Source organism: Cyanobacterium sp. IPPAS B-1200, from assembly GCF_001747005.2.
Taxonomy (GTDB): domain Bacteria; phylum Cyanobacteriota; class Cyanobacteriia; order Cyanobacteriales; family Cyanobacteriaceae; genus Cyanobacterium.
Window position 1 is genome coordinate 1142355 of sequence record NZ_CP182899.1, and the last position, 21965, is coordinate 1164319.

Annotated in this window: 23 protein-coding genes; 10 read left to right on the forward strand and 13 right to left on the reverse strand. The window is 38.1% G+C overall.

Going from position 1 to position 21965, the window contains the following annotated elements; translation table 11 throughout:
* Positions 1–2: 2 nt before the first annotated feature.
* Both A5482_RS05290 and A5482_RS05295 read right to left on the reverse strand, forming a co-directional pair.
* The gene (locus tag A5482_RS05290; RefSeq protein ID WP_069790713.1) at positions 3–1025 is read right to left on the reverse strand and encodes an aspartate-semialdehyde dehydrogenase; all 1023 of its coding nucleotides are present in this window, start codon (positions 1023–1025) and stop codon (positions 3–5) included.
* Between the two features lie 327 nt (positions 1026–1352).
* The gene (locus tag A5482_RS05295; RefSeq protein ID WP_069790714.1) at positions 1353–2684 is read right to left on the reverse strand and encodes a cytochrome c biogenesis protein; all 1332 of its coding nucleotides are present in this window, start codon (positions 2682–2684) and stop codon (positions 1353–1355) included.
* Between the two features lie 170 nt (positions 2685–2854).
* Here A5482_RS05295 and ndhN point away from each other — a divergent pair, with 170 nt between their 5' ends.
* From ndhN to A5482_RS05310, 3 genes are all read left to right on the forward strand, one after another.
* Positions 2855–3334 (forward strand): NAD(P)H-quinone oxidoreductase subunit N, encoded by a 480-nt coding sequence (gene ndhN, locus A5482_RS05300; protein ID WP_069790715.1) that lies wholly within the window; start codon positions 2855–2857, stop codon positions 3332–3334.
* Positions 3335–3584: 250 nt separating this feature from the next.
* A complete protein-coding gene (locus A5482_RS05305) occupies positions 3585–6785 on the forward strand; it encodes a valine--tRNA ligase (RefSeq protein WP_069790716.1) in 3201 nt (1066 codons plus the stop codon).
* Positions 6786–7231: 446 nt separating this feature from the next.
* Entirely contained in the window at positions 7232–7660 is a 429-nt protein-coding gene (locus tag A5482_RS05310) for a hypothetical protein (RefSeq protein WP_069790717.1), read from the forward strand.
* Positions 7661–7706: 46 nt separating this feature from the next.
* Here A5482_RS05310 and psaM read toward each other — a convergent pair whose 3' ends face one another.
* Positions 7707–7802 carry a photosystem I reaction center subunit XII gene (gene psaM / locus A5482_RS05315; protein WP_069790718.1) on the reverse strand — a complete coding sequence of 32 codons (96 nt, stop codon included), beginning with the start codon at positions 7800–7802 and terminating at the stop codon, positions 7707–7709.
* 111 nt (positions 7803–7913) lie between these two features.
* Between psaM and A5482_RS05320 the strand changes: the two genes are divergently transcribed.
* A complete protein-coding gene (locus tag A5482_RS05320) occupies positions 7914–8438 on the forward strand; it encodes a ComEA family DNA-binding protein (RefSeq protein ID WP_069790719.1) in 525 nt (174 codons plus the stop codon).
* A gap of 39 nt (positions 8439–8477) precedes the next feature.
* Here A5482_RS05320 and A5482_RS05325 read toward each other — a convergent pair whose 3' ends face one another.
* Genes A5482_RS05325 through A5482_RS05335 form a run of 3 tightly spaced genes read right to left on the reverse strand, consistent with a single transcriptional unit; the run spans position 8478 to position 11374 of the window.
* A complete protein-coding gene (locus A5482_RS05325) occupies positions 8478–9089 on the reverse strand; it encodes an exopolysaccharide biosynthesis protein (RefSeq protein WP_069790720.1) in 612 nt (203 codons plus the stop codon).
* A 25-nt stretch (positions 9090–9114) separates the two neighbouring features.
* Complete coding sequence (locus A5482_RS05330; RefSeq protein ID WP_069790721.1) at positions 9115–10326, reverse strand: ATP phosphoribosyltransferase regulatory subunit; 1212 nt, start codon at positions 10324–10326, stop codon at positions 9115–9117.
* 49 nt (positions 10327–10375) lie between these two features.
* Complete coding sequence (locus A5482_RS05335; protein ID WP_069790722.1) at positions 10376–11374, reverse strand: J domain-containing protein; 999 nt, start codon at positions 11372–11374, stop codon at positions 10376–10378.
* A gap of 193 nt (positions 11375–11567) precedes the next feature.
* Between A5482_RS05335 and A5482_RS05340 the strand changes: the two genes are divergently transcribed.
* The 3 genes from A5482_RS05340 to A5482_RS05350 all read left to right on the forward strand — a co-directional run bounded on the left by A5482_RS05340 (position 11568) and on the right by A5482_RS05350 (position 14544).
* Positions 11568–12794, forward strand: a complete 1227-nt coding sequence (locus A5482_RS05340; RefSeq protein ID WP_069790723.1) for a bifunctional sterol desaturase/short chain dehydrogenase — start codon at positions 11568–11570, stop codon at positions 12792–12794.
* Positions 12795–12800: 6 nt separating this feature from the next.
* On the forward strand, positions 12801–13445 hold the full coding sequence (gene pdxH, locus A5482_RS05345; protein WP_069790724.1) for a pyridoxamine 5'-phosphate oxidase: 645 nt from the start codon (positions 12801–12803) through the stop codon (positions 13443–13445).
* 205 nt (positions 13446–13650) lie between these two features.
* On the forward strand, positions 13651–14544 hold the full coding sequence (locus A5482_RS05350) for a CoB--CoM heterodisulfide reductase iron-sulfur subunit B family protein (protein ID WP_069790725.1): 894 nt from the start codon (positions 13651–13653) through the stop codon (positions 14542–14544).
* A 144-nt stretch (positions 14545–14688) separates the two neighbouring features.
* Here A5482_RS05350 and A5482_RS05355 read toward each other — a convergent pair whose 3' ends face one another.
* From A5482_RS05355 to A5482_RS05385, 7 genes are all read right to left on the reverse strand, one after another.
* Positions 14689–15921, reverse strand: coding sequence for an MFS transporter (locus A5482_RS05355; RefSeq protein WP_446684821.1), 1233 nt, complete (start codon positions 15919–15921; stop codon positions 14689–14691).
* A gap of 103 nt (positions 15922–16024) precedes the next feature.
* Entirely contained in the window at positions 16025–17833 is a 1809-nt protein-coding gene (gene lepA / locus A5482_RS05360; protein ID WP_069790726.1) for a translation elongation factor 4, read from the reverse strand.
* A 120-nt stretch (positions 17834–17953) separates the two neighbouring features.
* Positions 17954–18181: a HepT-like ribonuclease domain-containing protein gene (locus A5482_RS05365; RefSeq protein WP_201150055.1), complete on the reverse strand. Its 228-nt coding sequence runs from the start codon at positions 18179–18181 to the stop codon at positions 17954–17956.
* 90 nt (positions 18182–18271) lie between these two features.
* Positions 18272–18598: a nucleotidyltransferase family protein gene (locus A5482_RS05370; RefSeq protein WP_069790727.1), complete on the reverse strand. Its 327-nt coding sequence runs from the start codon at positions 18596–18598 to the stop codon at positions 18272–18274.
* Positions 18599–18631: 33 nt separating this feature from the next.
* A complete protein-coding gene (locus A5482_RS05375; RefSeq protein WP_069790728.1) occupies positions 18632–19021 on the reverse strand; it encodes a RidA family protein in 390 nt (129 codons plus the stop codon).
* Between the two features lie 379 nt (positions 19022–19400).
* Positions 19401–19646 carry a photosystem I iron-sulfur center protein PsaC gene (psaC, locus tag A5482_RS05380; protein WP_012307203.1) on the reverse strand — a complete coding sequence of 82 codons (246 nt, stop codon included), beginning with the start codon at positions 19644–19646 and terminating at the stop codon, positions 19401–19403.
* Positions 19647–19788: 142 nt separating this feature from the next.
* Complete coding sequence (locus A5482_RS05385; RefSeq protein ID WP_069790729.1) at positions 19789–20343, reverse strand: DUF721 domain-containing protein; 555 nt, start codon at positions 20341–20343, stop codon at positions 19789–19791.
* A gap of 6 nt (positions 20344–20349) precedes the next feature.
* On the opposite strand from A5482_RS05385, the gene A5482_RS05390 reads away from it, so the two are divergent.
* From A5482_RS05390 to A5482_RS05400, 3 genes are read left to right on the forward strand one after another with little or no spacing between them, the layout of a single operon-like run.
* Positions 20350–21261, forward strand: a complete 912-nt coding sequence (locus A5482_RS05390; RefSeq protein WP_069790730.1) for a hypothetical protein — start codon at positions 20350–20352, stop codon at positions 21259–21261.
* Positions 21262–21289: 28 nt separating this feature from the next.
* Positions 21290–21520 (forward strand): hypothetical protein, encoded by a 231-nt coding sequence (locus A5482_RS05395; RefSeq protein ID WP_069790731.1) that lies wholly within the window; start codon positions 21290–21292, stop codon positions 21518–21520.
* Positions 21513–21938 carry a putative toxin-antitoxin system toxin component, PIN family gene (locus A5482_RS05400; protein WP_069790732.1) on the forward strand — a complete coding sequence of 142 codons (426 nt, stop codon included), beginning with the start codon at positions 21513–21515 and terminating at the stop codon, positions 21936–21938. The genes A5482_RS05395 and A5482_RS05400 overlap by 8 nt, the downstream gene beginning before the upstream one ends.
* Positions 21939–21965 lie beyond the last annotated feature (27 nt).

Here is a 21965-nt window from a genome sequence, read left to right on the forward strand (position 1 = left end):
AACTACTTTCCAAGCCAATTTTTCTCGATTAACAACTCCGCAATTTGCACCGCATTAAGGGCAGCCCCTTTACGAATTTGGTCACCACATAACCATAACTCAATATTATTAGAGCTAGATATATCTTGACGGATTCTGCCCACCAACACATCATCCTTACCCGTAGCATCTATGGGCATAGGAAAATAATTATTTGCCCAATCATCCACCACCGTTACCCCCTCAGCCTCACTGATAGCCTTTTTAGCTTTATCCACCGCAAAAGGTTGTTCAAATTCTAAGTTAATAGCCTCCGAGTGCGCTCGTAAAACAGGTACACGAATACAAGTAGCACTAATGCGAATATCCTTATCTCCAAAAATCTTTCTGGTTTCATTAACCATCTTCATCTCCTCCTCACAGTAGTGATTGTCGAGGATAGGGGAATTGTGGGGAAATAAATTAAAAGCGAGAGGATAGGGTAATATTTCAGGTTTAGGAGTATCACCATCAAGAATCGCTTGGGCTTGGGTTTTTACCTCTTCCATCGCCCTTGCCCCTGCCCCACTAGCAGACTGATAAGTAGAAACAATGATGCGTTTAATGGGTTGCATTAGATGTAAAGGATAAATAGCAACCCCCATCAAAATAGTTGTACAGTTAGGGTTTGCAATAATTCCTTGATGTTTTTGGGCATCATGGGGATTAATTTCGGGTACTACCAAAGGCACATTGTCATCCATACGAAAAGCGCTGGAATTATCGATCATCACCGCCCCCGCATCAACGATCGCCCTTACCCATTTTTTAGAAGTAGAACCACCCGCAGAAGCCAAGACAATATCCACGTCATCAAAGGAATTTTCCGTCACCTCTTCTATGGTTAAAGATTGATCTTTAAATTGAATAGTTTTTCCCGCAGAACGACTAGAAGCAAGGAGTTTCAACCCAGATAAAGGGAAATTACGCTCAATTAATAGATTGATAATTTCTGTTCCCACTGCCCCTGTGGCTCCTAAAATGGCGACTCGAATATTGTTAGACAACTATTTTTCCTCCTTGATGATGATAATTTTTTGTTCTTGACCAAAAAAAGTATGTTATTTTTAATAATATTACAGTTATGGTGGATAGTTATGTCTAAATTTTCTTAGTTATTAGCTAAATAATCTGAAAAATTATTAGGGTGCGCTCTCATAAATGTTAATCCCTAAGAGTTAAGGTACATTGCAAATATCAAAAAATATACGACGTTGCTTAATCATGGTATGAAATATTATTAAATTGCAATAAACATTCAACATCTAAAATATTGTTACTATTGCCCATTCCCTGTTCCCCACCTTCACAACTTCACTTTTAGCACACCCTAGTTACAAAGAATCAATAATAGTAAAAATTTCTCGCTCAAAAGTCACTTGGGCGCGATTAGTTTTCCCCCCAATGAAAGTAGAATCATCTTTTTCCAACACCCACACCTGAGAGAAAGAAACATAACTCATTACTACTCCCACCATCAAAAGAGCAAAACCAAAGTAAACTATAGGTACTCCAGGATCAGCTTTTATTTGTAAACCCGTAGAGCCAATTAAGTCCAACACCTTCAGATTAACGCCGTTTACCTCCACAGGCATCCCTGGGCGAGTCGCCCCCACCAGTTGCCCTGACATATCATAAATAAACATAGTACCCTGTAAGTCTTTGGTAATCAGAGATACTCCATTGCTCATATCAGGGCTAGTAGGTATCCATGTACCCCAGATGCGTCCTGTGCCTTTGGTGTCTAATTCTGCCATGGGTAGTTGAAAAATAGGGCTATTATTTAATTGTACTTTTACTCCCGAAATGCCCCAACTGGTTTGATAAAAAGTAACTCCCTTATACCTTAAAGGCTCATTAACAAAGATAGTTTTTTTGTCTAATTCTTTGCCTTCTTTATCTACAATAGAAAGATCAGAATAAAATTGATCTACTGCTCCTTGGGGGGTATAATCAATCCTAAAATCATTTACTTTTACTGAAAAATCTTGAGGTTTTTTAAGATTAGTCAATGCCCCTGCTTCGATAAAATTTTTGATGGTAAAGGTTTGTCCTTCGGCGATCATTTCTTGGGCAAAAAATCCTGTAAATGCGCCCCAAATTGCCCCGAGTAAAATAAATATCATACCTACATGAACTATGATAGGACCTACTCTACCGATAATTCCTTTTTGGGCATATAAACTATTACTATCTTGATTAATTTTATATCCTTTTTTGGTTAAACTTTCTTTGATTTCTGTTAAGCCATTAACTGATAATTCCGCACTCAGAGTTAGTTTATTAAATTCCCTTGGTTGACGATAATATTTCCAAATTTTAGCAGCCTTTAACGCTGGTAACTGACGGCGAAAGGTACAGGCAATAAGGCTAGTTCCAAAAAGTACCAAGATAGACACATACCACCATGTCGTATAAACATGATCAAAACCTAAATTGAGTAATAATTTCCATGTAAAAAAGCCCCATAATGCAGGATTTTCTGGGTAGTTTTCTTGATAGTAAGATAAGCCTTGATTTTGCTCGATGACGGTACCACTAATGCTAAAAAGTGCGATCGCCAATAACAGTATAATAGCTAATCTTAGGTCAGCCACTACCGCTAGGAGTTTACGGGAAAATTTACCAATTTGACTACTAAGGGATAAGGACGAAGAAATGCTCATAAATCAATAGCTTCAAGACTCTCTTAAACATCTAGGATACCACGGGAAGCCATTGCTTTGGGTGAAAACTCTGTGGGTAAATTTAACAAAATGATGAACAAACAAATACAGACCCTACTATAATCAGATTAGCTAAAAAAATGACATTATTAAGTATTAGTAAAAAAAATATGCCTTTATTAACTACAGGAAAAACATTTATTCGTGATTTAGAAAAAACAGGGGCATTAGCGGTGTATGCTCCCCTAGAAGGTGGTTTTGAAGGACGTTATCAAAGAAGATTACGCACCAATGGCTATAATACCATGAACTTTTCTGCCCGAGGATTAGGAGATTTAAGTGCATATTTAATGGGTGTCCATGGGGTACGTCCTGCCCATTTAGGCAAGAAAAACATCGGGCAAGAAGGCTCTGTAGGGCCTACTTATTTTGTACCACCCATGGCGCTGTCTCAGGTAGAAAATTTACCACCCAAGTCCAAGGGTTTGGTTTTATGGATTATTGAAGGGTTTGTTTTATCCCGTCAGGAGAAAGAATATTTAGCGAATTTGAGTAAAATAGAGCCTAAAATTAAAGTAATTTTGGAATTAGGAGGAGAGCGTTATTTCCGTTGGCAGCCTCTTTCTGATGTCATTTCCACTGTTGCTTAATCTTTTTTTCAGATAGAGGCAAGGGGTTTAAACCCCTTGTTAGATAGATAGAGTTTGACCACAAAATGTAGTCGTGAAGGTGTGCCAAAGGCAATAATTAATTGTTGAGACTATTCCCCATTCCCCGCCCTAACCACAGCACTTTTTCACCATAGTCTAATTGCTTATATGTTCAAGATATGGCAAAATCAACACAAAGAGAAAAGATTAATAAATAAGTGCGATCGCACCTAGCAAAGAGAAGAAATCAATGACTGGCATAGACATTAACTTACCCCCAAAGTATGAAGCCCAACAAACAGAAGCAAAATGGCAAAAATATTGGGAAGAAAATGAAACCTTCAAAGCAAATCCAGAAAAAAAAGGCGAACCCTATGCCATAGTGATTCCCCCTCCCAACGTCACAGGGAGATTACACATGGGCCATGCTTTTAACACCTCATTGATTGACACTCTCATCCGTTACCACCGCATGAAGGGCAAAAATACCCTTTGTTTGCCTGGTACCGATCATGCTAGTATTGCGGTACAGACTATTATTGAAAAACAACTCAAAGCCAAAGGTAAAACCAGAGACGATTTAGGCAGAGAGAAATTTTTACAGATGGCATGGGCATGGCGAGAGAAATCTGGCGGTGCTATTTATAATCAACTCAAAAGAATGGGTTTGTCTGCCGATTGGAGTCGTCAAAGATTTACCCTTGATGAAAAACTCTGTGATTCTGTTAAAACTGCCTTTGTAAAACTCTACGAAGAAGGCTTGATTTACCGTGGTAAATACATGGTGAATTGGTGTCCAGAATCCCAGTCAGCAGTATCAGATTTAGAGGTGGAAAATAAAGAGGTTAATGGTAGTCTTTGGCATTTCCGTTACCCCCTCACCGATGGCAGTGGTTTTGTGGAAGTAGCTACCACTCGCCCCGAAACCATGTTAGGAGATACGGCTGTTGCGGTTAACCCTAACGATGAGCGCTACCAAGACATTATCGGTAAAACCCTTACCCTGCCCCTTGTGGGGCGAGAAATCCCCATCATTGCCGATGAATATGTAGATCCCACCTTTGGCACGGGATGTGTTAAAGTGACACCAGCCCATGACCCTAATGATTTTGCCATGGGAAAACGTCATGATCTCCCTTTCATAAATATTCTTAACAAAGATGGTTCCATTAATGAAAATGGGGGAGAATATCAGGGGCAAGATAGATTTGTGGCTAGAAAAAATGTCGTTAAGGCTATGGATGAGGCAGATTGTTTAGTAAAAGTGGAAGCCTATAGTCATAGTGTACCCTATAGTGATCGCGGTAAAGTACCCGTTGAGCCGTTGTTATCTACTCAATGGTATGTAAAAATTAAACCCCTTGCCCAAGATGCCCTCAAGGAATTAGATGATGATAAATCTCCCTTCTTTGTACCTGAAAGGTGGGAAAAGGTATATCGTGATTGGTTAGTAAAAATTGAGGATTGGTGTATCTCCCGTCAGCTGTGGTGGGGGCATCAAATTCCTGCTTGGTATGTGGTGAGTGAAAGTAATGGGGAAATTAGTGATGATACTCCCTTTGTCGTTGCCCATAACGAGGATGAAGCCCAACTAAAGGCGATCGCCCTTTACGGGGAAGATGTTAAAATAATTCAAGATCCCGACGTACTCGATACATGGTTTTCCTCGGGATTATGGCCATTTTCAACCATGGGTTGGCCCGAAGAAACCCCCGATTTAGCCACCTATTACCCCAACGCTACCATGGTGACAGGGTTTGATATTATCTTCTTCTGGGTAGCCCGTATGACGATGATGTCAAAACACTTTACTGGGGAAATTCCTTTTAAAGATGTCTATATCCATGGTTTAGTAAGGGATGAAAACGGCAAAAAAATGTCCAAATCCGCCAACAATGGCATCGATCCTTTATTATTAAGTGATAGATATGGCACCGATGCCCTCCGTTATACCCTCATCCGTGAAGTGGCAGGGGCTGGGCAAGACATCAGCTTACAATATAACCGTGATACTGACGAATCAGAATCAGTGGAAGCATCCCGCAATTTTGCCAACAAACTTTGGAATGCAGCCCGATTTGTCTTAATGAATTTGGATGGTAAAACCCCTCAAGACTTGGGTTATCCTTCCCTAACTCAACTAGAAATGAGTGACAGATGGATTCTCTCTCGTTTTAATCAAGTAATTAAACAAACTGACGAATATTTAGACAATTACGGTTTAGGGGAAGCGGCTAAGGGATTATATGAATTTATTTGGGGTGATTTTTGTGACTGGTATATTGAGTTAGTTAAAACTCGCCTCAGACAAGATGCTGATTCTCCTTCCCGTATAGTTGCCCAACAAACCCTCGGCTATGTGCTAGAAGGTATATTGAAATTATTACATCCTTTCATGCCCCATATTACCGAAGAAATTTGGCATACTCTCACCCAAACCGAAGAAGGTAGTCTCGCCTTACAGTCTTACCCTGTGGTAGATGAGTTATTAAATCTATCCTCTGTGGTAGTGGTAAATAGCGATACAGAAGAATTGATTATTGATTTGAGTGATTCTAGTCATTTTTCTACCGATAATCCTACCATCGTCAAAGTAGGTAACCAGTTAATTAATTTATTAGACCAATTACCAGAGCAATTTAGTTCTATCATAAAAAGGTATAAGCAACCCCTGACTCTGTTGTTAGTTATCTTTTTAACTTTGGTAGTTTTACAGTTAGTGGTTTCCGTTTCCAATGCTATCTACGAGTTTCCCCTTCTTGCCCCTGTGTTGAGGTTAGTGGGTTTAAGTTATTCTGGTTGGTTTATCTATCGTAACTTGGTGTTTGTGGAAACCAGAAAGGATACTTTTAGACGTTTGAATGCTTTAAAACAAGAGATTTTTGGCTCTAAAAATGTTGCTGCTTCTTTGCAACAACCTAATCAAGAAAAATCCATTGCCCCTGTTGCTATGAATAGTCTCATTTCTGAAGATTTAGAAACAAGTTTTACTTTACTTTTTGAAACCATCCGCGCCATTCGCAATTTACGGGCAGAGGCAGAAATCAAACCAGGCGCACAAGTTTCTGTGATTCTTCAATCGGATAGTGAGGAGGAAAGAAAGATTTTGGAAAATACTCGCCCCTACATTGAGGGTTTAGCTAAGGTGGAAAATCTCTCTATTATAGATAGTTTAACCCAAGAAGTGCCAAAGGCGATCGCCTCGGTGGTTGGTACAATCCAAGTCTTGATTCCCCTAGAAGGAGTAATTGATGTAGATAAATTAACCGCCAAATTAACTAAAAAAATGAGTAAAATCGAAGGGGAGGTTAAATCCCTAGAGGGGCGTTTAAACAATCCTAAATTTACTCAAAAAGCCCCCCCTGAAATTATCAAAAATGCCCAAGATAATCTGGATGAGGCTAAAACTCAATTACAAATTTTACAAAATAGACTAGCTTTACTTCAGTAATTTTAGTTTTTTGAGCTAACATTTTAGGGGCTGAGGATAAAAAGAAGTAGCAAAATTTATGGTAATAGTCCTAATTTTGATTATTGATTTTCTATGATAAAAAACCTTTGTTTATAATTTATTGATGTCAATTTATTAATCGGGTGTTACTGATAAAGTGGAGTAATAAAAATGGAAAATGGGAATTAGTAATAGGCAATAGTTTTTTAGAGTTGAAATACCCTAATATATTATGTTCAGTTTTACTTAATATTTTTATACAAAAAAACATTATGTCTTGTGTTTTTTTGATATTGATAATATGCCCAAATCTTCTATATTTTTACACTCTATTTTATTAAGTAAATCCTAATTACTGATTCTGACTTTCTATATATTTAAGCATCTATTTTAAAATAATTTTATCCTCTTTATTTCACTCCTGAAAATTACTCTTTTTATTCAAAATGTTGTACTTAGCTCAAGTAGTCGAAAATAATATCTCTCAAAAGTTAGAACTACATCTCTTGGCGAAGGAAGAGTCTAGCAATCAATGGTTTTTTTGTAATGAAGAATATGCTTTAATTCCTGATGATAATAAGTTGTGCAAATGGCTATTATTGCTGGTGGAAATAAATGAAAAAGGAGAAATAGTTCGTTATCGCCATGCAAAGGATTGGGTATTAAATATAATCAGAGACTTTATAAATAATGGAGGGGGAAAAAGCTCAGATTTTTTATTAGAAGAGCAGGTAAGAATTGAAAAATGGCGACAAGAATTAACTTTAGAAAGTCAAGATTTGACTCGTCTAAAATTAGAGATGGAAACCCGTCGAGAAGAATTGCAACAATTAGAGCATAATTTAAGTTTGGAAAGGAAAAAATTAAATGACTAAATGTTTATCCCCCCTTCTCAAACAAAAAGAAAGAGGGGATGGAGAATTATTTATATAATTCGGTAGATAAACGGAAAGCAAGAATAGCAGGTACTAAAGCAATTGCTAAAGCTACAAAAACTTGGGTATCGGAAATAGCCATAAAAAAACTCCTTTTGTACAATAAAAATTGATAAAATTAAGCTAAATTATTATTTAATTTGCCCTAATATAGGCACGGTGGCACATTTTCGTAATAATTTGCAACAAAATAATGACTAAATTAGACTGGCGGGAAAGGGCGATCGCCCGTAAAATAGAACAAAATCCTTATTATCGTTTCCAAAATCTGTCTGAAATTAGAGTAGGGGCAAAATTAGGCATTTCCATAGACGTAAATCAAGCTAGTGTGGATGATTGGTTAAGACTGCCGGGCATCTCTATCACCCAAGCCCGTACCCTTGTAGAAATGAATAATTCGGGCATCCAAATCCTTTGTATGGAAGATTTGGCGGCAGCCCTAGGTATTTCGGTGACGAAGATAGCTTTTTGGCAACCTGTGTTAAATTTTTCCTATTATGATCAAAATAGCTTCCATGCACCCCCCAAAATAAATCCCAATACTGCCACCCTAGAGCAACTAGAAGCCATCCCAAACCTTAATTACAATATGGCTCTCAATATCATCGAAAACCGAGAGCTAGGGGGCAAATATCGCAATCTTCCCCACCTACAACAAAGATTATCTTTAGCCCCCGACTTTGTTTATCATTTAATGTATTATTTTCAATTTGATTAATGGGGGAATAGGCAAAGGGCAAGAGATTGTTGTTAACGTCTATTTTTGAAAATATTGCCAAAGGGATGAACTACCAATTATTGCCCCAAAGAGGATAGAAGCAGATAAACATCCAGCAATAATACAAACTATCAAACCCAAAAGACAAATAAAACCGTCATCCTCCTGTAATCCAAAAGCAGTAATAAAAATACCCACCGCAGGGGCGGTATTGGTGCCAGGAATCGGAATCATCATAGAAATTGCCATAAGGGCGATCGCACTTCCTAGTACAATTTTACCTATTTTTGTATTACAGATAGAAGTCAAACGGGGCTTGGTAATAGTTTCCAGACGTTTTAACCAAGGTAAACCCTTTTGTACAAATTGCTTTGCCTTAGAAGTTTTCATTTTGCCTTTTTTGACTCTATCAGGCAACCAAGGTATTTGATAACCCACCATAAACTGTATTGCCAACAAAAAAATTACCACCCCAAAAGGAATAGAATAGCCCGGGGCAGGAATAGGCAAAGCAGAAGGTAAAGACAAAATTACTAATAGAAAGCCAAAAATGCGATCGCCCGCCAAAAGAAGAATATCATCAAAACAAACAATCTCCTCCCTTTCCTCAAGCAAAAAATAACGCTCTAACTCAACTGATAACTTTGCCATACATTTTTATCACCCACCAAAAAAATTAAATAACTTCAATTCTTGGAGTGCCATCCACCCCAATCCAAGCCAAATGCTTAATACCTTCATCCTCAGCATAAAGCCTAATTTGCTTTGCTGAGCGATATTGTAACTCCAATTCTACCCTGACAGTGGTTTCACCATTACGTAATTTTTGAGCATAATCAAAAGCCATTTTAGCCGCCCCAACATTTTCAGGAATCACCAGCCAATCACTAGGGGGAGTCGTCTTCGGTAAATCAGCCCCCAACAACAAACAACTATGTAAATCCTCAATATTAAAAGAAAAACCAATACCTGGATAATTTTGCTTCTGAGGATGGTATAAACCCAATAATTGGTCATATCTACCCCCCTGCCCCAACACACGGGGTTGACTCTCACTAAAGCCCACCACCTCAAACACTATACCCGTATAGTAATCAAAGGTTTGTACCAAACTTAAATCCAGCACAATGGGCAAAGGTTTACCATAACTATGATTTACCAACTCCAACAAACCCTTAAGATGCTCAACAGCCTTCTTTGTATCTTCATCAATATCAAGGGTACTAACTTGACTTAAAACCTGCTCAGGATTTCCTCTCAACTCGAACAACTGTAAAGCCTTAACTTTCAAATCCTCATCTAATTCTAAATTAGAAAGGGCAATACGATCCAAATTAGCTAAACAATTAAGAATATCTCCCCGCACAGAAGACGGAAATTGACTTAAAAGCCCCTTAGTTAAACCCGCATCCCCTAACAACAACTGCCATTGCCCAATACCTAATTTTTCCAGACAATTAGCCACCAGTAAAAGGGTTTCGGCATCAGCCAAAAGCCCATCAGTAAAAAGTAACTCTACTCCAGCTTGATAAAATTCTAACTGCTTACCATGATGCCCCTCCGCACTATTACGAAACACATTGGCACGATAACAAAGTCTTTGCACTGTGTCACCCTGCATTCTCGTCACTGCCGCCCGGGCAATGGATGCGGTTAATTCTGGGCGTAGGGCAAGATTACCTTGACCAATATTTTGTAAAGGTATAACCGTAGAAGGCTTGATTGCACCTCCTGCCATTAGGGTATCTAACCATTGAATAGTAGAAGTGACAATTCTTTTATAACCCCAATTTTGGAATACTTCTTGAAGACAATCATTAATCCAACTTTTTTGGGCAACCTCTAGGGGTAGTAAATCTCTAGCGCCTGCAGGGGCTTGGTGAAGCATAGTCTGATTTTCGTTTTATTACTTGACAAGGGCAAATTCACCGTTTATCCTACCACAAACGAATACCAAAAACCGTCGGTCCTTCTTTTTTACCATCTTTTGTATCTTTACCTTTACTTGTTCTGCCTTTCGTCGTTTTACCTTTTTGGGATTTTTCTTCTAAAAATTCTTTTTTAATTTCTTTAACTATGGGTTCGTTAGGATTAAGGGAAAATGCCTTATTGTAGTGGATTTTGCCATAGGTTTTATTTCCTTGTTTATAATAATAAAAAGAGATTAAACCATGAACTTTACTATTAGCATTATCAATTTTTAGGGCTTCACGAAGATCTAAAACAGCTTGTTCCAGATTACCAATTTTAGCCGCTTCCTCTGCATTGTATATCAATCTATCTAATCTGTTGACAGTGGGTTCAGATTGGGCATTAACTTCCGTTTCATTTTGTGATTGAGTGGTACCCCTCACCATAGTTTCTTCTTCTGGTTGTTGGGTTATAATGGCTTCGCTGGTTTGAATTTGACTAGAATTTGCTGAACTGCGGGAAACGTTTTGGCGACGTTGGGTTTCATTTTGGGACATCAGATAAACCATGTTCAATTCACTAACAAGTGCTATCTTTGTCATAACAGTGTTGATGTCTTGATATTGATCAACTGCTATTTTTTGCACTAATTCATGATATAGTTTATCCCTATTTTTTTCCTCTTGATAGAGGGTTTTGGCAATTTCTGTACTAATAGTAATGTCATTAGTTTGAGAGGCAAGTCTTCTACTCATCTCAGCAAAAACTAATTGGCATTCTTTCCTTAGCTTATCCTTATAAAGATTTTCATAGGCTGGATTGACTAATCTTGAGAGAATTTGACTTGCTTTTTCTTTTCCTTCAGGGGTATCGGCTTTACAGGTATCGGGATGTAGTTGATAGGCAATTTTGAGATACCGTAAGCGAATCTCTTTGGGAGTAGCATCAATGGGTACACCTAAAATGGAGTAGTAGTCTTTTACTTCGTATTTGAATAGTCCATACTTGACATTGATGTTCATCATATAATTGTGCTGTTTTATGGGTTGCCTATATTTGAATTATATATAAGTATTTACTGTTTATTTTGTGCTTAATTATATTCTGTCGTAGTTTTATTTTGCTAGGGTAAATTTACTAGGAGTTTGTTTAGTTTTCCCCCTGAGCAAAATATAATAGAATGTAAGACTGAAATTATTTGTAATATGCCCGATGTAAATGTTTAACAACTCTTTGATTATAGCAGGTGCGATCGCGCTTATATCCATTTTAGTAGTGGAAATAGTGCGAGATATATATCATTTTCTTGCCCATGTATGGCAACCCTTGTATCGTCTTCATGGTTGGCACCATCGTATTTTTAAACCTGATTTATCGGTAAAAAGTGAAGAAATCTATCGTCAAGCCAACTGGTACAATGATTTACCAGAATCCCTCGTTATGCTTTTTTTTGGGGTGATTTTTGCCCAACTAATTATCATTAATGGTTTAATTACTGACAATTATCAATGGTTGGTATGGACAGGGTGTATTTATACTATAACCTATAGTTTAGGGGCGATCACACGGGGTTTGGGCATACCTTACGCCGATGCCATTACCGATGTTACCCACCGTCAAGGGGAATTTCAAAGTTTACCAGGTAACCTATTCGTAAATCGTACCTACCATTGGCGCCACCATTTCGATGATCAAGATGCTTATTTTTGTGGCACACTCACCTTAGTAGATAGAATTATGGGCACTGCACTTTCACTTAAAGGCAAAAAAATTGCCGTCACGGGGGCTAGTGGTACTCTTGGGGAGGCTTTGATGACTCAATTACATCAAAAAGGGGCAAAGGTAACCGCCCTCACCTCCAAACCTCAAGAATTATCTATCATGATAGAGAATCAAACTATCCCCGTTAATACCGTTACTTGGGCAGTGGATAAAGAAGAAGAGTTAAAAGAACTTTTCCAGAAAATTGATATACTCATTATTAACCATGGTATCAATGTTCATGGTGATAAAAGCCCCAGTGCGATCGCCACTTCCTACCAAGTTAATGCCTTTTCAGGTATTAAAATGATGGAATTATTCCTTGAAACAGTCCAAACCAATCGCCAAAAAGCCACCAAAGAAATCTGGGTAAACACCTCCGAAGCCGAAGTCAATCCAGCCTTTAGCCCCCTCTACGAATTAAGTAAACGCACCATGGGCGACATCGTCACCCTAAGACGCACCAACGCCCCCTGCGTCATCAGAAAGCTAATTTTAGGCCCCTTTAAAAGTAACCTTAATCCCATAGGTGTAATGTCTGCCCCTTGGGTAGCCAAGCAAATTGTTAGCCTTGCCCAAAGAGACTTCCGAGACATCATCGTCACCATCAACCCCATCACCTATATTTTCTTCCCCATCAAAGAATTTACTCAAACCATTTACTTCAAACTATTTACCAAATAATTAATCATGGGCATCGACTACTTACCATCCCTACGGGAAAATTACCTCAAAGGAGGATTACTAGAAAAAGACATTCTCCCCAATCCCTTCCAGCAATTTCATATCTGGCTAGAAGAAGCCATCAACGCTCAACAAAAAGAGCCTAACGCCATGACTCTTGCTACCATCAACCAAGATGGAAAACCCAGCGCCAGAATAGTCTTACTCAAAAATCTCGATGAGCGTGGTTTTGTATTTTTCACCAACTATGACAGCCAAAAAGGGCAAGATTTAACCGCCAACCCTTCTGCCTCTCTCGTTTTTTGGTGGGGAGAATTGGAAAGACAAGTAAGGGTAGAAGGTGACGTAGAAAAAATTACCCCTGCCGAATCCGATGAATACTTTAACGTGCGCCCCCAAGGCTCAAAACTAGGCGCATGGGCATCTCCCCAAAGTCAAGTAATTCCCAATCGTGACGTATTAGACAACAACCTAAAAAACCTCGAGGAAGAATACCAAGAAAAAACCGTGTCACGCCCAAGCCATTGGGGAGGATTTCGAGTTATTCCCCATAAAATTGAATTTTGGCAGGGTAGAGCTAACCGTTTACACGATCGCCTCTGCTATACTTTTAGGGATAACCAGTGGATTATTGAGCGTTTAGCACCTTAAATAATTAATAATGGACAATTGAGAATGGATAATAATTTCAATTTGTAGTTAATTAGTTTTGATTAGTAACAATGGGCTTAAGCCCATTGCCCAAAATTTGAACCCGTTGCTCAAAATTAAGAAATATTGCGAGGGGAGTTTAATAACCTAAAAGAAGAGGTGATAATGAAACAGAGAACAATTAACCATTATCATATTTGCCATCATGCTTCGCTATGCTTATTTTCCAGGTTGTGTTGCCCAAGGGGCTTGTCGAGAATTAGACACCTCCACCAAAGCTATCAGTGAGGCTTTAGGAATAGAATTAATAGAATTAAAAAAGGCTTCTTGTTGTGGCTCTGGTACTTTTAAAGAAGACTCTCAACTATTAGAAGATTCCGTTAATGCCCGTAATATTGCCTTAGCAGAATCTCTTAATTTACCCATGCTTACTCACTGTAGCACCTGTCAGGGGGTAATTGGTCATGTGGATGAAAGGTTAAAGGATGCCAAGGAAAATAACCCCGCTTATTTTGAGGAAGTAAATGGCTTTTTGGCAAAGGAAAATTGTTCGCCCTATCAAGGTACTACAGAAGTAAAACATATTCTTTGGGCTTTGATTAGTGATTATGGTTTAGAGGCTTTACAGGAAAAAGTTACTAAATCTTTGAAGGGTTTAAAGTGCGCTGCTTTTTATGGTTGTTATCTGTTGAGGGTACAAAAAAATCTCCCTTTTGATAATCCTTTTAATCCTCAATCTATGGAGAATGTGTTTCGTACTTTGGGGGCGACTCCTGTTTATTATGATGGTAGGATAAAATGTTGTGGTTGGCCTCTTTCTAGTTATGCCACGGAAAAATCTTTTAAGATGGCAGGAAATAACCTACTCGATGCCATGGATAAGGGCGCTGATTGTATTGTTACTCCTTGCCCCCTGTGCCATCTCAATTTGGACTCTCGACAGCCTGAAGTAGCTAAAGTGGTAGGACAAAAGTTAGATATTCCTGTTTTACATTTACCTCAATTAATTGGTTTAGCCTTGGGTATTCCTCCTAAAAAATTAGGGCTTAATAATCATGTTGTTTCTACTAAAAAAGTATTGGAAATTATTAATACTTAATTTACAGTTTCCATTGGGGAATTGCTTAATTATGGTATGAACTATTGATAAATATCCAATATTATTATTAATATTGCCCATTCTCTATTCCCCATCTAAACTAAAAATCATATCTAAATTTAGCAATACCAAAAAGTATTTTATTTAAAAATAAGGCTGTTTATTTTTCTGCATATTATATTGTAAAAACAAAAGTATCATAATACCAATAAAAACACTTGCTGAAGAGAATAACCAAAAATTGTGCGCATAATTTTCTCCTTTATCTAAGACAAAACCCCCTAGAGGTGGCCCAATTAAATTGCCAATGGCCCAACATTGAGAATTAATAGCAAAATAAATTCCTCGTAATGAGGGGGGGGCTAATTTGACTATAAATCCAGAGGCAGGAGGATTATAAGTAGCAAGGGCGATCGCACTTACTAATACTGCTAAAATAGCGGTTAAAAAGGCATACTGTGTCAAGTTTCCAGCCAACCAGATTAGAATAAAACCTACAGCCCAAAAAAGAAAAGATAAAATTAACCCCTGAATGTGGGTAAGACGGTTAAGAATTTTGACAATAGGTAATTGAAACAACGCCGCAAAAGCGATATGAAGACTAAATAAACCACTGATACGAGTAATGGAAAAATCATCAGGGTTAACCGCAAAATTGGTTAAATAAAGGGGTAAAGTGGATTGCAACTGCATGATGTAGGTAGTAAATATAACATTTACCACACAAAAAATCCAAAGATTGTAATCCTTTAACGTTTTTCTCCATCCCTGCCAAAAAGATTGGGCTATTCTTTCTTTTTCCCCTGATTCTTTTATAGCCCAAAAAATTACCCCATAAAACACCACAAAAGAAATACCATCAATGATAAATAACAGTCGATAACTACCCGTTAAGGCAATTAAAGCCCCGCCAATAGCCACCCCAAAACCTAAACCCACACTATCTCCTAAGCGATTGAGAGCAAAAGCAAAATTTCTTTGGTCTGAAGTCGTCAAATCCGCTATCATGGCTTCAGCAGGAGGCCAATAAAAACCAATACCCAAGCCCATTAACAAATTACCAATTAACAAGGACGGATAGTCGGAAGTAGAAGCCAGAAAAACATCAGCAAAAGCAGAGATTAAAGCTGATAGTAATAGGGTTTTTTTCCTTCCCCAAGTGGGGGAGTCACTCCAACTCCCCCCCAAAAAACGTCCTATAATCCCTGATACGGAAGCACTACCCAGGGCAACACCCACTGATGTAGGAGAAAATCCCAATTGATTAACAAAGAAAAGGGGAGCATAAAAAAGAGTAAAACCTGTGCCAAATTGTAATAACGTCCTACCCCCTGCGAGTATCCATACTTGTCTGTCTAGGGGAGTTTTATTTGTCATTAGAATTTTTGAAAATATTGTGTGCGGAGGTTTTGTCCGTATTATAGGGCACTCCGCTATCTTTGATTCCCTATTGCTAACTAAATCACTTTTTTATCAAACCCTAATTAGTAATTTTCAAGACGGCCATAAAAGCCTCTTGAGGCACATCTACCGTACCAAGAGATTTCATGCGCTTCTTACCTTTTGCTTGTTTTTGGAGGAGTTTTTTCTTACGACTAATATCACCGCCATAACATTTTGCTAAAACGTCTTTTCTAAGGGCTGGAATATGTTCACTAGCAATAACTTTTGCACCGATCGCCGCTTGAATAGGCACTTTAAATTGATGGCGAGGAATCAATTCTTTGAGTTTTTCTGTCAAAGCTCGTCCAACCTGATAGGCTTTATCTCTATGGACAATCATGGCTAAAGCATCTACTGGCTCTTTATTTACCATAATATCTAAGCGAATTAAGTTATTTTCTCGATAACCAATTAACTGATATTCCATACTAGCGTAACCACGAGAGCGGGATTTTAATTGGTCAAAGAAGTCCGTTACCACTTCAGCCAAGGGTAATTCATAAATTAAATTAGTACGGTTGAGGGTAAAGTATTTCATATCGATGAATACTCCCCTTCGGGTTTGACACAAGTCCATCAAAGTACCCACATAGGTTTCAGGGGTAATCATTTCAATTTTGATGTAGGGTTCTTCTATTTTTTGCCTTTTTTGAGGATCTGGCAATAAACTAGGATTATCAACCTTGATTATTTCCCCGTCGTTAGTGGTAACACGATAAATTACCGAAGGGGCTGTGGTAATTAAGTCTAAATTATATTCCCTTTCTAATCTTTCTTGGACGATTTCCATGTGTAGTAGTCCGAGGAAACCGCAACGGAAACCAAACCCCATGGCGCTAGACGTTTCAGGCTCATAGGAAAGGGAAGCATCGTTCAATTTTAGTTTTTCGAGGGCATCTTTGAGATCAGAATATTGATCCGCATCGATGGGGAAAAGCCCACAGAATACCATAGGTTTGGCTTCGGTGTAGCCTGGTAATGGCTCTTTGGCGGGGTTGTTGACGAGGGTGATGGTATCCCCTACCCTTGCATCTTCTACGGCTTTGATGGAGGCGGCAAGATAGCCCACTTCCCCTGCATGGAGTTCATCCACGGGAATTTGGTTGGGAGATAAAATACCAATGTCATCTAAATCATACTGTTTTCCTGATGCCATCAATAAGATGCGATCGTTCTTTTTGAGAGAGCCATCGGTGACACGGAAATACACGATTACCCCCCGATAAGGGTCATAATAACTATCAAAAATTAACGCTCGAAAAGGCTTATGTACGGTGTCAGCTGGAGGGGGAACACGATCAATGATAGCCTGTAAAATATCATTAACACCAATGCCATTCTTTGCGGAAGCATGAATAATATTGGTACAGTCTAAACCGACTACTTCTTCTATCTCTTCAATGACTCGCTCAGGCTCTGCTCCTGGCAAATCAATTTTATTTAATACTGGAATAATTTCTAAATTATTCTCTAGGGCTAAATATACGTTGGCGAGGGTTTGAGCCTCTACCCCTTGGGAAGCATCCACCACCAACAAAGCCCCTTCACAGGCCGCCAGCGAGCGAGAAACTTCGTAGGAAAAGTCCACATGGCCAGGGGTATCAATTAAGTTTAAAACATATTCTTCGCCGTCCTTGCCTTTGTAGTTCATACGGGCGGCTTGGAGTTTGATGGTAATGCCTCTTTCCCTTTCTAAATCCATGTTATCGAGAAATTGCTCTTTCATCTCCCGATCTCCTACCGTGTCGGTAGTTTGTAACATGCGGTCTGCCAATGTTGATTTACCATGGTCAATATGGGCAATGATGGAAAAGTTGCGCAGTCGTTTTACGGGAGCATCTGTCATAGCTATTATTTCTTTCGATGTTTGTTTTAGAAGGATTTGGTTTTAATATTTCTTCATTTATTTTAATATCATTTTGCTCAGACTGGTTGAGGAATTAAGAATTAGGCTCATCCCACTAAATTATTCGTCTAGTAATTCAGTTAAAATGTTAACCAACTCTGGTATATCTTTTTTCAGGGTTTGCCACAATATTTTTTTGTTGATGTCAAAATATGCGTGAACTAAACGGTTACGCATACTTATCATTGCCGTCCACGATATTTCAGGATGATTAATTTGATATTCTTTGGAGACTTTCCCCGCTGCTTCTCCCACAATTTCAATGGCTTTTACTAAGGCGAAAACCAATAAATCATATCTAAATCTGAGTTTGTTTTTCCCTCGATAAAGGAAGTTGCTTTAAGACTTGCATCTAACATATGCCTTAATCTGATGCGATCATTTTTTGCTAACATACTGCACTAATGCTAAATCCAGAACTTCTTGGCGAAAATATTTACTCAAATCTTCGGCGGTTCGTAAATCCACTGGACGCTTTAATATTGACGATAACTCTAATTCCATTTTGGCGAGGGAAATTAAACCAGGGATATATTTTGGATCAAATTCAACCAATACATCTATATCACTCTCTTTATTAAAATCCGCTGTGAGAATTGAACCGAATAAAGAGAGTTTTTGTATGTGATATTTTTGACAAAAGTCATCGATCGCACTTTGGGAAATAATTTGATTAATTCGCTTAGTATGGGTATCAGTGTTCATCTTAGAATCATTGACCATTTACAACTAATTCTATTATCCCTTAACGGCAATACATTCAATTTCTACTAAAACATCCTTGGGAAGACGAGCTACTTCTACACAGGCACGGGCGGGGGGATTTTCAGGGAAATATTGAGCATAAATTTCGTTCATGGGAACAAAATTATTTAAGTCACTGAGGAAAACACTGGTTTTAACTACCGCGGAAAAGTCAACCCCGGCTTCTTTTAAAATGGCTGCTAAATTTGCCATTACCTGTGTGGTTTGGGCTTGTATATCTCCGTCTCCTACTATTTCACCTTGGGCATTGAGGGGAATTTGCCCGGCTACAAAGATTAATTCTCCTGTAACTGCGATCGCCTGATTATAAGGGCCCACTGGGGCAGGGGCTTTATCCGTATAAATAACTTTTTTGCTGGTCATGGTATGGAAATAAAATGAGCAAAAGTAATTATACCAGTTATTGAGGGGTTATTAACTTCTGTGTGGGACTGATTGGGTTTTGGGTTAAATTTTTCTCACTTGAGTTTAGACTAAATCTAATTTTAAACGCTGAAACCCTTATATGACGTATATTTTATATTTTTTACATTAAACGGATAAGAATAGTCAAAATTCTTGCTATATAAGGATCATAGCTTCTTACAGTTCAAATTAGTCTAAAGTACAGTTCTCAATTACTTAGATGAAAAACAATTATTGTTTACATCTTTACAATCAAAAACCATTGCCCATTGCCCATTCCCTTGAGATACCTAACACTTTTACCACTAACCCCAGAAAGTAAAATAATAATATATTATTAGTACGCTAAACCCATACTACGGGTAGTTTCAGCACCTAAGTAAACACGGATGCTAAGAAAGTCCGTAGGACAAGCGGTTTCACAACGTTTACAACCAACACAATCCTCAGTACGAGGGGAGGATGCAATTTGTCCTGCTTTACAACCATCCCAAGGTACCATTTCTAGTACATCGAGGGGACAAGCACGAACACATTGGGTACAGCCAATACAGGTATCGTAAATTTTTACACTATGAGACATAAAAAAAGATGCTCCTTACCGAGTTTTGTTTTTTATTAATGATTTCTCAATTTCAGCTTTACTTTATCGCAGTATAGGCTCTAGGCTACCTTTTCTGATATATAACTTTAAACTCTGTAACAATTTTTATTTTTTCTTTTCATTATTCTCCATTCAGGCTACTATGATCTTTGGCGAAGCATACGCCACAAATTCCCCATCTATCTAATTCTCCAGAGGGTGTAGGGCTATGACAACTAGGGCAGTGGGGTAAGGAGTGCGATCGCACTTTAATCTTATCCAACCACTGTTGTAGGGCTTGTTGGGGAGTAATGGGAAAAGATTCTTCGGGGGTTTGGGTATCAATACCCAGAATAGTCGGATTAACTAAGTTTGTTTCTTCTTCGGGTTCAACTAAACTTTTTTGATACCATTTAGCGGTGGTAAACCGTATATCCTTCACAGACTCATTTAAACGACGATTAATTTTCTTTAGTAAAGTATATCTTTGGAGAGATAAATTTTGAGCATAGGCACTACTCGAAGTTGATACCCATAAAATGTCGTCTTTAAGGGCGATCGGTTTAGTATGTTGTGCTACCCTATGATTAACCACAGTAAACCAACACTTTACCAATAGCTGGTATCTTCTTTGGGTTTCCCACTGAGGTTGAGCTAAAATGGCATCTAATAACTTATCAATTGATTCAAAAGTCATGAGTTTATGAGTGAGAAAGAAACATCCATACATCCCCTTGTTCAACTTACCTTAAAAAACATCGATTTCGATCTAAGTTTTGAACTTCAGCAATTTGAAGAATCCCAAAAGCAGCCAGTGGAATCTTTGGCGGTAATGGAATCATCCCCCATACCTCGTGACTTACCAAAACAACCCATCGATTATCATTTTGTTTCTTCCCCCCCAGAAGAGGATGATGATAATATTCCCGTTGCCTCCCGTATCATTACCGATAAATATAGTCTCAAGGAGATTCTTTTTACCCCTTGGGCAATATTTGGCTTAATTATTTTTATCGCCACCAACGCCCTAATTTTTATCACTTGGGATTTAAATTCTTCTCAAAGACAACTAGCAGAAAATAATAATTCTGTGGCACAAGAGTTAGAAAATAATGAGACTATCGAAGAAAGTTTATCGGCAAATAACGGTGAAGAAATATCACCTCCTGCCACACCAGAGGAAGAAGTTAGCTTTGAGTTACCTTCCCCCCCTAATTTACCTTCTCCCTTACCCACAGATAATGGGGCAAATGTTGATAATAATAATCAAGGTGATAATAGTAATCTTTATCCTGATTTAAAAACCGCCCTCCTCAGTGAAGCGGTGATGTATTTAGCCCAAACAGATAGTCAAAATCCGCCGACAGTTAACCCAGAGCAAGGTAATGTGGTTAATAGTGCTAATTCTCCCCAATATCATCTGATTACTGATTATAGAAGTGCTGAACATTTTGCTAAAGTGCGGGAAATGATTCCTAGTGCTGTGGTAACAAATATCAATCAGGAGATAAAAATTCAGTTAGGGGTTTTTAGCGATAATACGGAGGCACAGCAACAGGCACAACGGTTGCAACAAAATCAGCAGTTGCCTGTAAGTGTTATTGCTACTAGATAATTGAGGATAAATAAAGGAAATATTAACTATGCAGATTAGTGAAAAAATTACAATTCAAGTTACTCCCCAAATAGCAAAAGCCTATCAGTCAGCCACCGAAAAAGAAAAGCAGCATTTAAGTGCAATCGCTTCTCTATTTTTTGATGAAGATGTAAAAGAGGACATTGACTTTTTTGGTAAGATAATGGATGAAATTAGTGATAGGGCTATTTCTCGGGGCTTAACTCCTGAAATTTTGGCAGAGATTCTTAATGACTAACCTACCGAAATATGTATTGGATACAAACGTTATAGTCAGTGCCTTATTGTTTAAAAACAGTCCGCCACGTCAACTATTAGACAGAGTAAGAAAATCAGGAATAATTTTAATGTCTGAAGAGATTTGGGCGGAAGTGGAAGAGGTTTTAAATAGACCAAAATTTAAGAAATATATTACTTCAGGTGAAAAAAAGTTATTTTTAATTGAATTATTTAATATTGTTGACTTTATCAAAGTTACTGAAAAAATTACAGCGTGTAGAGATGCCAAGGATAACAAGTTTTTGGAATTAGCAGTCAGTGGTTTAGCTACTGCAATTATTAGTGGGGATAATGACTTGCTCATATTACATCCCTTTCAAGGTATTTCTATTCTTAGTGTAAAAACATTTTTGGAATCAAACTATTTGACTGAATAGTTAATGTCAATAAAGAATATTTTTCTT

What these genes read in the sequence shown, in the direction of transcription:
- A5482_RS05375 (WP_069790728.1), bottom strand. Translation starts at nt 19,021, where the DNA reads ATGACCAGCAAAAAAGTTATTTATACGGATAAAGCCCCTGCCCCAGTG.
- A5482_RS05310 (WP_069790717.1), top strand. Translation starts at nt 7,232, where the DNA reads ATGTTGTACTTAGCTCAAGTAGTCGAAAATAATATCTCTCAAAAGTTA.
- ndhN (WP_069790715.1), top strand. Translation starts at nt 2,855, where the DNA reads ATGCCTTTATTAACTACAGGAAAAACATTTATTCGTGATTTAGAAAAA.
- A5482_RS05395 (WP_069790731.1), top strand. Translation starts at nt 21,290, where the DNA reads ATGCAGATTAGTGAAAAAATTACAATTCAAGTTACTCCCCAAATAGCA.
- A5482_RS05335 (WP_069790722.1), bottom strand. Translation starts at nt 11,374, where the DNA reads ATGATGAACATCAATGTCAAGTATGGACTATTCAAATACGAAGTAAAA.
- A5482_RS05370 (WP_069790727.1), bottom strand. Translation starts at nt 18,598, where the DNA reads ATGAACACTGATACCCATACTAAGCGAATTAATCAAATTATTTCCCAA.
- A5482_RS05355 (WP_446684821.1), bottom strand. Translation starts at nt 15,921, where the DNA reads ATGACAAATAAAACTCCCCTAGACAGACAAGTATGGATACTCGCAGGG.
- A5482_RS05330 (WP_069790721.1), bottom strand. Translation starts at nt 10,326, where the DNA reads ATGCTTCACCAAGCCCCTGCAGGCGCTAGAGATTTACTACCCCTAGAG.
- pdxH (WP_069790724.1), top strand. Translation starts at nt 12,801, where the DNA reads ATGGGCATCGACTACTTACCATCCCTACGGGAAAATTACCTCAAAGGA.
- psaC (WP_012307203.1), bottom strand. Translation starts at nt 19,646, where the DNA reads ATGTCTCATAGTGTAAAAATTTACGATACCTGTATTGGCTGTACCCAA.
- psaM (WP_069790718.1), bottom strand. Translation starts at nt 7,802, where the DNA reads ATGGCTATTTCCGATACCCAAGTTTTTGTAGCTTTAGCAATTGCTTTA.
- A5482_RS05295 (WP_069790714.1), bottom strand. Translation starts at nt 2,684, where the DNA reads ATGAGCATTTCTTCGTCCTTATCCCTTAGTAGTCAAATTGGTAAATTT.
- A5482_RS05385 (WP_069790729.1), bottom strand. Translation starts at nt 20,343, where the DNA reads ATGACTTTTGAATCAATTGATAAGTTATTAGATGCCATTTTAGCTCAA.
- A5482_RS05350 (WP_069790725.1), top strand. Translation starts at nt 13,651, where the DNA reads ATGCTTCGCTATGCTTATTTTCCAGGTTGTGTTGCCCAAGGGGCTTGT.
- A5482_RS05340 (WP_069790723.1), top strand. Translation starts at nt 11,568, where the DNA reads ATGTTTAACAACTCTTTGATTATAGCAGGTGCGATCGCGCTTATATCC.
- A5482_RS05390 (WP_069790730.1), top strand. Translation starts at nt 20,350, where the DNA reads ATGAGTGAGAAAGAAACATCCATACATCCCCTTGTTCAACTTACCTTA.
- A5482_RS05320 (WP_069790719.1), top strand. Translation starts at nt 7,914, where the DNA reads ATGACTAAATTAGACTGGCGGGAAAGGGCGATCGCCCGTAAAATAGAA.
- A5482_RS05400 (WP_069790732.1), top strand. Translation starts at nt 21,513, where the DNA reads ATGACTAACCTACCGAAATATGTATTGGATACAAACGTTATAGTCAGT.
- lepA (WP_069790726.1), bottom strand. Translation starts at nt 17,833, where the DNA reads ATGACAGATGCTCCCGTAAAACGACTGCGCAACTTTTCCATCATTGCC.
- A5482_RS05305 (WP_069790716.1), top strand. Translation starts at nt 3,585, where the DNA reads ATGACTGGCATAGACATTAACTTACCCCCAAAGTATGAAGCCCAACAA.
- A5482_RS05325 (WP_069790720.1), bottom strand. Translation starts at nt 9,089, where the DNA reads ATGGCAAAGTTATCAGTTGAGTTAGAGCGTTATTTTTTGCTTGAGGAA.